Below are 11,987 nucleotides of genomic sequence, written 5' to 3' on the forward strand. Positions count from 1 at the left end.
CGACCTCAAGCCGTCCGCGCGCGCCGTCCCTCGATCGGATAGGCCGGGTCGTTGTAGCCCGGCGTCGACGGATGACCCGGCACGACCAGCCGGTCGATCAGCGCCTCATCCTCCGCAGTGAAGCGATAGTCGAGTGCGCTGATATAGCCATCCCACTGTTCTTCCGTGCGCGGGCCTGCGACGATCGACGAGACGAAAGCGGAGTTGAGCACCCAGGCCACCGCGAACTGGCCGGCGGTGATGCCGTTCTTCTCGGCGTGGCTCTTGATCTCCTGCGCGAGCTGCAGTGATTCCGGCCGCCATTCGGTCTGCATCATGCGGGTGTCGTTGCGGCCGGCGCGCGTCTCCTTGTCGGGGGTTGCGTCCGGCTTGTACTTGCCGGTGAGCACGCCACGCGCCAGCGGGCTGTAGGGCACGATGCCGAGGCCGTAATAGGAGCAGGCCGGAAAGTGCTCGACCTCGGGCATGCGGTTCATCGCGTTGTAGTAAGGCTGGCTCACCACGGGGCGGTCGATGCCGAGCCGGTCGCAGATGTTGCAGATCTCGGCGACGCGCCAGGCGCGGTAGTTGGAGACGCCGAAATAGCGGATCTTGCCGGCGCGGATCAGATCATCCATCGCGCGCACCGTCTCTTCGAGCGGCGTCGCATGATCTTCCTTGTGCAGATAGTAGATGTCGATGTGGTCGGTGCCGAGCCGCTTCAGGCTCTCCTCGGCCGCTTGCAACACCCAGCGGCGGGACAGCCCGACGCGATTGGGATCGTTGCGCGTGTCGTTGTTCATGGGGTTAGCAAGCTTCGTCGCAAGCACCCAGGCATGACGGTTGTTGCCGATGGCCCGGCCGACGACTTCTTCGGAGCCGCCCTTCGAATAGGCGTCCGCGGTGTCGATGAAATTGATGCCGGCTTCATGTGCCTTGGCGATGATCCGCGTTGATGCCGCCTCATCCGTCGGCCCGCCGAACATCATGGTACCCAGGCAGATCGGCGAGACTTTCAGGCCGCTGCGGCCAAGTTGGCGGTAGTGCATGGGGCTGTTTCCTCAACGCTTCTGTTGCGGGGGCACCATAACCAGCTCTGCCCGTCATTGCGAGCGCAGCGAAGCAATTCAGCAATGCTCTATCTCGTCGTCCCCGCGTTCGCGGGGACGACGACCGAGGGTGTGGTGCACAGCGGTGGTAGTCTCGCGGAGCGAGCCTACGCCGGCCCCTTCAAGATCTTGAACACACCGTTCGCCATCACCACGCAGCGGTCGTCGACCGTGATCTCGGTGCTCATGAAGATCAGGCTGCGGGTCGCGCGCACCACGCGGGGGCGGGAGATCAGGATGTCGCCGATCTGGCCGGCCTCGACGAAATGGGTGTCGAGCTGCACCGTCGCCATGTAGTCCTTGCCCGAGGTGTAGCGGGCGGTCATGCCACAGGTGCGATCGGCGAACGTCATCATCACGCCGCCCTGGACCATGCCGCGGCGATTGTGGTGCTTGTCTTCGGTGGCGAGTGCGAATTCATATCGGCCGTCGACCTTGCGCTCCCACAGCGGGCCGACCAGGTGCATGAAGCCCGTGGTCTCCAGGATGGTCCAGCCGTCTGATTTGAGCTTTGCGGCAGTCTTGCTGGTCATCGCTCCGTCCATCCTTGCAACGCTTGATCTCTCCTCGTTTCATCGAGCGCGGTCCTGGTGTAGTCAAGCATCATGAGAGCTTTCGGCGATGCCACCAGACGGAATATCGCAGAGGTCTGCGCGTCATTCGCGCGGCTACCCGAAGCGGCCGAGCCGTCGGCGCTGAAGCGCGCCGCGGTGGTGCTGGCGCTCACCGCATCCCATGACGGCGATGACACTGCGTTTCTGCTGACCAGGCGTGCATCGAGCTTGCGCTCTCATCGCGGTCAGTGGGCGCTGCCGGGCGGACGCTGCGACGCCGGCGAGACGCCGGTCGAGGCGGCGCTGCGCGAGCTCGACGAGGAGCTCGCGCTCAGGCTTCCCGCTGACGCGGTGCTCGGTCTGCTCGACGATTATCCGACGCGCTCCGGTTATCTGATCACGCCGGTCGTGGTCTGGGCTGCCGAGAGCAATGCCATCACGCCGAATCCGGACGAGGTCGCCTCGGTCCATCGCATCGCGCTCGACACGATCGAGCGCGACGATGCCTTCGATTTCACGGATATCCCCGAAAGCAGCCGTCGCGTGATCCGCTTCCATCACCGGATGAGCCTGATCCATGCGCCGACGGCGGCGCTGATCTACCAGTTCCGCGAGGTGCTGGCGGGCCGGCAGACCCGCGTCACCGACCTGGAACAGCCGGTTTTCGCCTGGAAATGATGGTAAACGGCGCGTTAACGTGACGGTTACCGGATGCCTGCTAAGAGGGCAGCATGCATCATTCGATTCGAACACATCTGGCGCTGGTTCCACTCGCGCTCGTCCTGCTCGTTCCCGCCGCGCGTGGCGGCGAGTCCGACGCACTGCCATCAAACGTCAGCAATGCCAACGCCCAGCTGTTGTCGCAGTTCTTTGCGCAAAGTGGCGGTGCATCGCCGGCGGTGCTCGAATATCGCCGCAAGCTGGCTGAGTACCAGCAGATCCGCGGCGCCTTCGACCAGGAGGCCGGTGCCTATTGGAGCCAGGTCTCCGAGAAGCGGAAAGGCCGCAACGCCAAGCGGCGCAGCGGGCAGCAGATCACGCTTGACGATTACATGCTCGACCAGCCGCCGGTCTATACCGGGCCGAAGCGGCCGGTGAATCCGGAGCCCGAGGAAACGCCGGAGCGCCCGGCGCGCAAACCGCTTCCGGTGGCCTCCGATCTGCTGCGCGCCGCGCAGGATCTCTATCAGTTCACGCCGCAGCGCCCCTCAAACGAAGTCGAGTTCAAGCGTGCCTATGCGCGCTACGCGCTCGCTTCCGGGCTGACGCGCGAGCAGGCGGTGCGGGTCTATTCGTTCGAGACCGGCGGCACCGGCAATTACGACGTGCAGGCCGGCATCGAGCATGGCGGCAAGCGCGCGATCTCGACCGCGATGGGCTACAACCAGCTGCTCACCACCAACAGCGTCGAGCTGCTGGCCGAGCAGGGCCATGAGTTCATTCGCGCACTCTCCGACAAGGTGGCGCGCACCTCGGGGCCGTCGCGGCAGTCGCTCGAGCACAAGCTCAGCGTTCTGAAGAAGATGGTGGCGCATGCGAAGTCGGTGCCCGACACCTGGTCGGAGCACGAGAAGATCGGCGACACCGCGCAGGGCTGGGCCATGCATGCGATGGTGCTCGACATCGACATCGGGCCGATGCTGCAGACCCACAAGCTCCTGACCTCGGTGCTGTTCGCGCGCGCCAAGGGTTACACCCGTCCGCTGACCGCGGCCGAGCTCGAGATGATGAACCTCACCGGCGACGGCACCGGCCTCGACATGGTGACGATGCCGCAGGCCATGCGCGAGCAGGTGCCGACCTCGAACTTCTTCCAGCGCGGCGGCTACGAGCGCAATCCGGTCGCGATCCGCCACAACACGGTCGCGAAGCTGCTCGCGGTCACGGATGCGCGGATGGATAGCAACAGCAACAATGCCGGCGCGCGGGAGCTGGCGGCGGCGTTTTAGTGCGCTGGGCGAGCTGCCCTTCACCTCGCCCCGCTTGCGGGGAGAGGTCGGATTGCATCGAAGATGCAATCCGGGTGAGGGGGTACAGGTCCGTCGATCATCTCATGCGCGGAGAGAAGCCCCTCACCCCAACCCTCTCCCCGTAAGAACGGGGCGAGGGAGCGCACCGTGATCGCGTCCCCTAGTGGTCCGACCCGAACTTGAACCTGCCATCGCCCTCGAGATATTGCCCGCTGCGCATGTAGAGCTGGCCGTTCTGGCCGATGAAGAACAGCGTGCCTTTGGGGACCTTCTTGGCGCCCTTCAGCAGCTCGCCGGCATTGTTGGTGCCCATCTTGTAGGAGAAGGTCTTGCCTTCCTTGTCATAGGCATAGCCGGTGTCAGCCTTGAGCTCCCAGGGCGTCGCCGCGTTTTGCGCGCATGCGGGAGCGGCGAGCGCGCCCAGCGCGGCTGCAATTGCAAATGTCCTGGTCGAAAATGCCATCATTGAAAACGCCATCGGTCCATCCTCCCCGTCGTTGGGGTGCCGGTTTGAACAAATCACGAACGACGTTTCCGGGTCAATCCGCGATGACGCCGCAGCGCATCACGTCCCGCCCAGCAGTTTGTGATTTTCCCTTCGTCCCCTCGCGACTATGTTCCGCTTTCAGTCTAGAACGCAACACGACAAAGATATTGGTGGGGATGATTCGAATGCGCCACGTCATGAAATTTTGCTGGATTGCCGGGTTGTCGCTGACGGCGCTCGCGCCGGACGCCTGGGCCGATGACTTCCAGCTCAGCCACAACCAGCGGATTTCGTGCAGCCGCGGCCTTGCCCCGGGCAAGCTCAACACCGCAACCTGCAAGTCCTACACCTATCTCTTCAACAGCAAGACCTCGGAATATTTCCGCTGCCAGGTCTCGCTGGCGCTGACCCGCGACAACAAGGAAGTCATCAACGTCCAGACCGACGGTGGCTGCACCAAGAAGCCGCGCATCTTCGAGACCGACGGGCACTATGATTTCGACGCGACCGAGACCGAGCCGCCGAACACCAACTCGTTCTTCGGTCCCGGCGGCTACTCGATCTGGGCCGCCGACATGGCCGCACAGAAGATCCGCGGCTGCATCACTATCTCCTCCGGCCTCGGCTCCGACATCTCCAAGTGCCTGGACATGACGTTTCAGTAACGGTTCGCCGGTGACGGCTTTCTAACGAGCGCGAGGCGCACGCCGGCGATCCGGCTGCGCCACGTCGCCGCACCCAGCGGGTTCCATCAAAACGCAGCTAAAACAGGGGCTTCCGCAGCCCTGTTGTGCCTTTTGGATGGGTTGACCCGCCCTCCTCATCCGGCCAATTTCGCCGCCGGTTTGGGGAGAATAACAACCATGAAACGTACGTTTATCGGCGCGGCCGCGGCTTTTGCTCTGGCGGCGTCGGCACCTTGCGCGCATGCGCAGTCCTTCATCAACGTGCTGACCGGGGGCACCTCCGGCGTCTACTACCCGCTCGGCGTCGCAATCGGGAAGATCTACGGCGACAAGATTCCGAACGTGAAGACGCAGGTGCAGGCCACCAAGGCGTCGGTCGAGAATCTCATCCTGCTGCAGCAGGGCCGTGGCGAAATCGCCTTCACGCTGGGCGACTCGCTGAAGGCCGCCTGGGAGGGCGAGGAGGAGGCCGGCTTCAAGACCAAGCTCGACAAGCTCAGGACCATCGGCGCGATCTATCCGAACTACATCCAGATCGTCGCGACCGCGGAGAGCGGCATCAAGACGCTGGCCGATCTCAAGGGCAAGAGCCTCTCGGTCGGCGCGCCGAAATCGGGCACCGAGCTGAACTCGCGCGCGATCCTGGCCGCCGCCGGCATGACCTACAAGGATCTCGGCAAGGTCGAATATCTGCCGTTCGCCGAATCCGTCGACCTCATGAAGAACCGCCAGCTTGGCGCGACCTTGCAGTCGGCCGGCCTCGGCGTCGCCTCGCTGAAGGACCTGTCGACCTCGGCCTCGATCAACGTCGTAGCCGTGCCGAAGGAGACCGTCGACAAGATCGGCCCGCCCTTCATCTCGGCGACGATCCCGGCCAACACCTATACCGGCCAGGACAAGGACGTGCCGACCGCGGCCGTGGTCAACTATCTCGTCACCAGCTCGGCCGTGTCCGACGACCTTGCCTATCAGATGACGAAGCTGGTCTACGAGTCGCTCCCCGAGCTCGCCAACGCACATGCGGCCGGCAAGGAGATCAAGCTCGAGACGGCCGCCACCGGCAGCCCGATCCCGCTGCATCCCGGCGCGATCCGCTATTACAAGGAAAAAGGGCTGATCAAGTAAGGTCGGCTCTCTCCACGTCGTCATGCCCGGGCTTGTCCCGCCTGCGCGGCCGAAGTCGCTTCGGCGAGGCGAAAGCCCGGGCATCCACGTTCTTGGAGGCGCCGTAAGGCGTGGATGGCCGGGACAAGTCCGGCCATGACGGTCCGATTGGATCGTGTTGCTGCTATAATTGAATGGGCTTGGACTGGGGCGATTTGAAAATGTTGGAAAAGGCAGACGGCGCAGAAGCTGCGCCCATCAAGGTTGAGTTCGACAATTTCGAGCATGGTTTTCCGGAAGGCTTTGGCCCGGGTTGGTGGGGGACGCTCGCCTACTGGATCGGCATCGCCTTTGCGACCTTCCAGCTCTATGTCGCCGCCTTCAACTATCTGCCGAGCCAGGTGGTGCGCGGCGTCCATGTCGGCTTCCTGGTCCTGCTCACGTTCGGCTTGATCGCCAATTTCACCGCGAAGAGCAACGCAGGCCGTGCGCTCGGCTGGGTGATCGGCGGCGCCGGATTCTTCTGCGGGCTCTATCAATGGATCTTCTACGCCGATTTGATCGCGCGCGATGGCGATCCGACCAGGCTTGATCTCGCGGTCGGCACGCTGCTCGCGGTCCTGATCTTCGAAGGCACGCGGCGCCTGATGGGCGCGGCGCTGCCGCTGATGTGCGGCGCCTGCCTCCTCTACTGGTTCTTCGGGCAGTATCTGCCGTCGCCGCTGAATCATCGCGGTTATGATTTCGACCAGATCGTCACGCATCTGTCCTACGGCACCGAAGGCTTCTACGGCGTGCCGATCTACGTCTCGGCGACCTACATCTTCCTGTTCATCCTGTTCGGCTCGTTCCTGGAGCGCGCCGGCATGATCCAGCTCTTCACCGACGTCTCGCTCGGTCTGTTCGGCCGCACCCGCGGGGGACCTGCGAAGGTCGCGGTGTTTGCCTCGGGCATGATGGGCACGATCTCCGGCTCCGGCGTCGCCAACGTCGTCACCGTCGGCCAGTTCACGATTCCCTTGATGATCAAGTTCGGCTACCGCCGCGCCTTCGCGGCCGGCGTCGAGGCGACGGCCTCGATGGGCGGGCAGATCATGCCGCCGGTGATGGGCGCCGTCGCCTTCATCATGGCGGAGACGCTCGGCGTCCAGTATTCGGAGATCGTCAAGGCCGCCGCAATTCCGGCGGTGCTCTACTTCGCCTCGGCGTTCTGGATGGTGCATCTCGAAGCCGGCAAGCACGGCCTCGTCGGCATGAAGCGCTCGGAAATCCCGAGCGCCTGGCGGGCGCTGGTGACGCGCTGGTACCTCGTGCTGCCGCTTGCAGCCCTGGTCTACATGCTGTTCGAGGGCTTTACCCCGCTCTATGCCGGCAGCATGGGCCTCGCGCTCACCGTGACGTTGATCCTGGGCGCCAGCATCACGGCCGGCGCGTCTTCCATGGTGATCCGCACCATCTTCTGGGTCGGGCTCGCGCTGGTCGTGGCGGCGCTGTCGCGCGACGGCCTGCAGATCGTGCCGGTCGCCAGCGTCGTCGTCGCGCTGATCGTGATCACCGCATTCATCCGCGGCGGTCTCAAGGCTCTGCGTGAGTGCCGCGATGCTCTGGCCGAGAGCGCAAAATCCGCCATCACCGTCGGCATGGCCTGCGCCATCGTCGGCGTCATCATCGGCATGATGTCGCAGACCGGTGTCGGCACCATCTTCGGCAGCTGGGTGATCGGGCTCGGCGAGAAGAGCCTGTTCCTGGCGCTGATCATGACCATGCTGCTGTCGATCCTGCTCGGCACCGGCATCCCGACCATCCCGACCTACATCATCACCGCAGCCCTCGCGGCACCCGCGCTGGCCAAACTCGGTGTGCCCCTGATCGCGAGCCACATGTTCGCATTCTACTACGGCATCATGGCCGACCTCTCGCCGCCGGTGGCGCTCGCGGCGCTGGCGGCAGCTCCGATCGCGAAGGAGAATCCGGACAAGATCGGCTGGGAGGCGATGCGCATCGCGCTCGCCGGCTACGTCATCCCCTTCATCTTCGTCTATTCGCCGGCGCTGATGCTGCAGGCCGGCGATCCCATGGCGGCGAAGCTCGGCTTCTATGGCGCGGTGGCGCTCGCGACCTTCAAGGCGCTGGTGGCGATCGCGCTGTTCGGCATGGTCGCGATCGGCTTCCTGTTCACACGGTTGTCGCTGCTCGAGCGCGTTGTCGCGCTCGGCGCCGCGTTGTGTCTGCTCGGAGACTTCCCGTTCAGCGACACCGCGGGTTTCGTGCTCTCGGCGGCGCTGGTGCTGTGGCAGTGGCGGCAGCGTCCGCCCGCCGTGGTCGAGGCGGTGTGAGCCTCTGCCTTGCAACAGCCGGGGCTGTGAAGGCGCTGGCGCTATCCGCGTTCACGCTCGCGTGGACGCATTCGATCGCGAAGGTCGAGTGGCAGGAAGACTGGCGCGTCACGCCTGCCGGCCTCGAACTGGTGCAGGCGCGCGTCAAGGGCACCGGTCCCGGCATGGAGCCGCCGCCCGAGGCGCGTCTCGTCGACGGCTGGTTTCAATGGAGGCCTGCGCGCGCGCCGATGCCGGAAGTCGTGCTCGGCAATTCCGGCGCGGCCGGCGAATGGCGGCTATGCCATGACGGGACGTGCCGGACATTGTCCGAGATTGTCGGCCACGCAATCGGTGCTAACGTCACCAAGATGAGCATCTGCGACGAACAGCAGAAATAAGGGAGACACGCGATGGACCGGCTCAAGGGCAAGGTTGCGATGGTTGTGGGCGCCGGCTCGATCGGACCCGGTTGGGGCAACGGCAAGGCGACCGCGGTGAGCTTTGCGCGCGAGGGCGCGCAGGTGTTCTGCGTCGACCGCAACGGCGCTGCCGCCGAGGAGACCGCCAAGATCATCGCCGGCGAAGGCGGCAAGGCGACGGCGTTCACGGCGGACGTTGCGCGACATGCCGAGATCGAGGGAATGGTGGCGGCCTGCCTGAAGGCCTATGGCCGCATCGACGTGCTCGACAACAATGTCGGCATCGCCGAGATCGGCAGCGTGGTCGACCTCGACGAAGAGAACTGGGACCGCGTCTTCACCGTCAACCTCAAGAGCGCCTATCTTGCCATGAAGCACGTCGTCCCTGTGATGGTGAAGCAGGGCGGCGGCTCCATCATCAACATCTCCTCGATCGCCTCGATCCGCCATGTCGGAATCTCCTATGTCAGCTACAACGCTAGCAAGGCAGCGATGAACCAGCTGACGCGCTCCACCGCGATCGAGTTCGCCAAGAGCCATGTGCGGGTGAATGCGATCCTGCCCGGCCTGATGAAGACGCCGATGGTGGAGCATTCCGCCGGCCTCGCCAACAGCTATGCCAAGGGCGACGTCGAGGCGATGTGGCGCGCCCGCGATGCGCAGGTGCCGATGGGCCACATGGGCGAGGCTTGGGACGTCGCCAACGCCGCACTGTTCCTGGCGTCGGACGAGTCGAAATATGTGACGGGGATCGAGCTCGTGGTCGATGGCGGGATCACATGCAAGGCGGGGGCGTAGCTCCAATCTCCGCTGTCGTCCCGGCGTTCGCCGGGACGACAGCGAGTTTGTGGGGCGACCGAAAACATTATCCCCCCGCACTCAACTCCGCCCGATCGAGCTCTTCCTCCAACCGGTGGAACGCATCATCGCCGATCACTTCGGTGGTGCGCAGGTTGAAGATCGATTTGCGCGCGGCCTCGATGGCGCGGCGGCGCAACGGATCGGCGGGCAGCTCGCCGTTGGCGATGCCGCCGTGCGGATCGTCGTCGGCCTGCATCAGGATGGCGCGATATTCGAGCCTGAGGATTTCGGCCTCCTCCGACGGATCGTCCTCGATCGCGTCAAGCGCGGCGCGATAGGCGACGGCGCGTGCGCGCGCGACTTCGATGCCGACGGGATCGTCGTCCTTGAGGCCGAAGGCGAGGATCAGCGGCCGCAGCGTCAGGCCCTGGATGATCAGCGAGCCCAGCACCACCGCGAAGGCGATGAAGACGATGAAGTCGCGATAGGGGAAATTCTCCGGCAGGGCGAAGGCGGTGGCGAGCGTGACCAGGCCGCGCATGCCGCACCAGGAGATGATGAGGCCGCCCTTCGGCGAGGCGACCTGCTTGGGGTCTTTCGGGTGATAGATGCCGCGCGCGATCAGCACGCGCAGCGTCGTGCGGTAGAACGTGATCCAGAGCAGCCGCACCAGGACAACCGTGAGCAGGATCCAGGCGGCGGCCACGCAATATTCCCAGCGCACGTCTGCGTCGAGCTTGGTCCAGATCGGCCGCATCTGCATGCCGATCAGCATGAAGGCGAGCACGTTGAGCACGAACACCGTGGTCTCCCACACCGCATAGGACGGCACCCGCAGCCGCGCCGGGATACGGGCCGGCGCCGTTTGTGCGACGGTGATGGCGTAGACGACGATGGTGAGGATGCCGGAGAGGCCGAGATGCTCGGCGGCGATCCAGACCATGAAGGTGGTGGCGAACTGCATGATGATCGCGCTTGGCACCTCCCTCACGCGTTCCATGAACAACGGGATGATGCGCCCGGCGAGAAGGCCGGCCAGCACGCTGCCGACCAGTCCCAGCGCGATCGTCGGCGCGACCTCGCTCCATTTGAGGTGTTCCATGACGACCGCGCCGACGGCGATGCGATAGATCAGGAGCGCAGTGGCGTCGTTGAGCAGGCTCTCGCCCTCGAGCACCTTGACCATGCGGTAAGGCAGCTTGACCTGGCTCAGGATCGCGACGGCGGCCGCGGCATCCGGCGGCGCCACGATGGCGCCGAGCGCCACCGCGGCGGCCCAGGGCATGTCCGGGAACAGCCGGTGCGCGACAAAGGCCACGCCGACCGTGGTCAGGCCGACGGCAGCGACCACCAGGGTCGCGACCGGGACCCAGTTGTTGCGGAGATCGCGCAAGGATGTGTCGAAGGCGGCGTCCAGCAGCACCGGTGCGACAAAAAGCGCCAGCGCCAGGTCCGGCTCCAGCGTCCAGGTCGGGCTGTTCGGCACGAAGGCGATGGCCGCGCCGCCGATGGCGAGAAAGGTCGGATAGGGGACCTTGATCCGCCGGGCCAGCGCCGATAATGCAACGGCGCCGAGCAGAAGCGCGATGATCCATTCGAATGTCGACACGACGATCCCCGAAACCGATGTGAGCAGCGCCACAAGCTAGCACCAATCCGGCCGTATGATGGATAGTACGGCCCCAAGGCAAGCCCCCAAGATAAGCTCCAGGACAAGACTTTCCGGCTGCAACGAGCATGCGTTTTCAAGAACTTCTTCGATTGTCCGGGGCCGTGGTGCTCGCAACGCTTTCGCTCGGTGCCGCTCGGGCCGCGACCGGGGGTGAGCCGGCGGCGGCTGCGCAGATCGACGTCGCGGCATGCCTGTCCGCAACTGCGGCCGATGACATGGACAAGGCGACATCGGCCTGCGCCGCAATCATCGACAACGAGAAGACCCCAAAGCCCGATCTGATCAAGGCGCTGGTCGCGCGCGGTGCGCTGCTGGCGCGGCACGACCAGATCGATCGCGCCATCGCCGACGACAGCCGCGCCTTGCTGCTCGATCCTACCTTGGCCGACGTCTTCAACGCGCGTGGCGAGCTCTGGCTGAAGAAGGGCGACAAGCCCAAGGCCGTGCAGGATTTCGGCGCGGCGCTGCGGATCGATCCGAACCACGAAAAGGCCAAGGCCAATCACAAGGCGATCGCGCGCGACCTCGAGCGGATCGGCGCACAGATGGCGGTCGCTGGCAAGCCCAGCTTCAATTGCGCGGGCGCGCGCCGCCCGGTCGAGAAGGCGATCTGCGGCAACCGCGAGCTCGCCGACCTCGACCGCGAGGTTTTTGCCGCCAATGCGCGCGTGCTGCGCGAGGCGCGCAACGAGGGCGAGGCCAGGAAAATCCAGCGCGAGCAGGATGATTTTGTTGCCCGTCGGAACGCCGGGTTCGGCCGGTCGGGATATGATTTGAAGAAGGCCATGCAGGATCGGCTGCAGCGGCTGAACGGGGTGGACGGGTATTGAAGTTCCTCGCCTCATGAGAGGACGTCATGCCGGGACAAGCCCGGCCATGGCGGCATGG

Annotated in this window: 12 protein-coding genes; 8 read left to right on the top strand and 4 right to left on the bottom strand. The window is 64.9% G+C overall.

Features of this window, described 5'->3' with window-relative positions:
- Positions 1-5 precede the first annotated feature (5 nt).
- Together NLM31_RS04825 and NLM31_RS04830 are read right to left on the bottom strand one after the other, a co-directional pair.
- Positions 6-1,028 carry an aldo/keto reductase gene (locus NLM31_RS04825; RefSeq protein ID WP_254191629.1) on the bottom strand — a complete coding sequence of 341 codons (1,023 nt, stop codon included), beginning with the start codon at positions 1,026-1,028 and terminating at the stop codon, positions 6-8.
- A gap of 167 nt (positions 1,029-1,195) precedes the next feature.
- Positions 1,196-1,621 (bottom strand): PaaI family thioesterase, encoded by a 426-nt coding sequence (locus tag NLM31_RS04830; RefSeq protein WP_254128164.1) that lies wholly within the window; start codon positions 1,619-1,621, stop codon positions 1,196-1,198.
- A gap of 72 nt (positions 1,622-1,693) precedes the next feature.
- Between NLM31_RS04830 and NLM31_RS04835 the strand changes: the two genes are divergently transcribed.
- Both NLM31_RS04835 and NLM31_RS04840 read left to right on the top strand, forming a co-directional pair.
- Positions 1,694-2,320, top strand: coding sequence for a CoA pyrophosphatase (locus NLM31_RS04835; protein ID WP_254191630.1), 627 nt, complete (start codon positions 1,694-1,696; stop codon positions 2,318-2,320).
- A 53-nt stretch (positions 2,321-2,373) separates the two neighbouring features.
- Complete coding sequence (locus tag NLM31_RS04840) at positions 2,374-3,591, top strand: hypothetical protein (RefSeq protein ID WP_254191631.1); 1,218 nt, start codon at positions 2,374-2,376, stop codon at positions 3,589-3,591.
- A gap of 181 nt (positions 3,592-3,772) precedes the next feature.
- Here NLM31_RS04840 and NLM31_RS04845 read toward each other — a convergent pair whose 3' ends face one another.
- The gene (locus tag NLM31_RS04845; RefSeq protein WP_254135216.1) at positions 3,773-4,075 is read right to left on the bottom strand and encodes a hypothetical protein; all 303 of its coding nucleotides are present in this window, start codon (positions 4,073-4,075) and stop codon (positions 3,773-3,775) included.
- Between the two features lie 209 nt (positions 4,076-4,284).
- On the opposite strand from NLM31_RS04845, the gene NLM31_RS04850 reads away from it, so the two are divergent.
- From NLM31_RS04850 to NLM31_RS04870, 5 genes are all read left to right on the top strand, one after another.
- Positions 4,285-4,764 (top strand): hypothetical protein, encoded by a 480-nt coding sequence (locus NLM31_RS04850; RefSeq protein ID WP_254191632.1) that lies wholly within the window; start codon positions 4,285-4,287, stop codon positions 4,762-4,764.
- Between the two features lie 198 nt (positions 4,765-4,962).
- Positions 4,963-5,910 carry a TAXI family TRAP transporter solute-binding subunit gene (locus tag NLM31_RS04855; RefSeq protein ID WP_254191633.1) on the top strand — a complete coding sequence of 316 codons (948 nt, stop codon included), beginning with the start codon at positions 4,963-4,965 and terminating at the stop codon, positions 5,908-5,910.
- Between the two features lie 200 nt (positions 5,911-6,110).
- Complete coding sequence (locus NLM31_RS04860) at positions 6,111-8,225, top strand: TRAP transporter permease (protein ID WP_254191634.1); 2,115 nt, start codon at positions 6,111-6,113, stop codon at positions 8,223-8,225.
- The gene (locus NLM31_RS04865; protein WP_254191635.1) at positions 8,222-8,605 is read left to right on the top strand and encodes a DUF1850 domain-containing protein; all 384 of its coding nucleotides are present in this window, start codon (positions 8,222-8,224) and stop codon (positions 8,603-8,605) included. Before NLM31_RS04860 ends, NLM31_RS04865 begins: the two co-directional genes overlap by 4 nt.
- 12 nt (positions 8,606-8,617) lie before the next feature.
- The gene (locus NLM31_RS04870; RefSeq protein WP_254128171.1) at positions 8,618-9,424 is read left to right on the top strand and encodes an SDR family NAD(P)-dependent oxidoreductase; all 807 of its coding nucleotides are present in this window, start codon (positions 8,618-8,620) and stop codon (positions 9,422-9,424) included.
- Positions 9,425-9,491: 67 nt separating this feature from the next.
- On the opposite strand, the gene NLM31_RS04875 is transcribed toward NLM31_RS04870, so the two are convergent.
- A complete protein-coding gene (locus NLM31_RS04875; RefSeq protein ID WP_254191636.1) occupies positions 9,492-11,069 on the bottom strand; it encodes a sodium:proton antiporter in 1,578 nt (525 codons plus the stop codon).
- 95 nt (positions 11,070-11,164) lie between these two features.
- On the opposite strand from NLM31_RS04875, the gene NLM31_RS04880 reads away from it, so the two are divergent.
- The gene (locus NLM31_RS04880; RefSeq protein WP_254191637.1) at positions 11,165-11,929 is read left to right on the top strand and encodes a tetratricopeptide repeat protein; all 765 of its coding nucleotides are present in this window, start codon (positions 11,165-11,167) and stop codon (positions 11,927-11,929) included.
- Positions 11,930-11,987 lie beyond the last annotated feature (58 nt).

Source organism: Bradyrhizobium sp. CCGUVB4N (genome assembly GCF_024199945.1).
Taxonomy (GTDB): Bacteria; Pseudomonadota; Alphaproteobacteria; order Rhizobiales; family Xanthobacteraceae; genus Bradyrhizobium.

Bases quoted from the DNA above. Each gene is read 5' to 3' on its own strand.
- NLM31_RS04825 (WP_254191629.1), bottom strand. From the start codon at position 1,028: ATGCACTACCGCCAACTTGGCCGCAGCGGCCTGAAAGTCTCGCCGATC.
- NLM31_RS04830 (WP_254128164.1), bottom strand. From the start codon at position 1,621: ATGACCAGCAAGACTGCCGCAAAGCTCAAATCAGACGGCTGGACCATC.
- NLM31_RS04835 (WP_254191630.1), top strand. From the start codon at position 1,694: ATGAGAGCTTTCGGCGATGCCACCAGACGGAATATCGCAGAGGTCTGC.
- NLM31_RS04840 (WP_254191631.1), top strand. From the start codon at position 2,374: ATGCATCATTCGATTCGAACACATCTGGCGCTGGTTCCACTCGCGCTC.
- NLM31_RS04845 (WP_254135216.1), bottom strand. From the start codon at position 4,075: ATGGCATTTTCGACCAGGACATTTGCAATTGCAGCCGCGCTGGGCGCG.
- NLM31_RS04850 (WP_254191632.1), top strand. From the start codon at position 4,285: ATGCGCCACGTCATGAAATTTTGCTGGATTGCCGGGTTGTCGCTGACG.
- NLM31_RS04855 (WP_254191633.1), top strand. From the start codon at position 4,963: ATGAAACGTACGTTTATCGGCGCGGCCGCGGCTTTTGCTCTGGCGGCG.
- NLM31_RS04860 (WP_254191634.1), top strand. From the start codon at position 6,111: ATGTTGGAAAAGGCAGACGGCGCAGAAGCTGCGCCCATCAAGGTTGAG.
- NLM31_RS04870 (WP_254128171.1), top strand. From the start codon at position 8,618: ATGGACCGGCTCAAGGGCAAGGTTGCGATGGTTGTGGGCGCCGGCTCG.
- NLM31_RS04880 (WP_254191637.1), top strand. From the start codon at position 11,165: ATGCGTTTTCAAGAACTTCTTCGATTGTCCGGGGCCGTGGTGCTCGCA.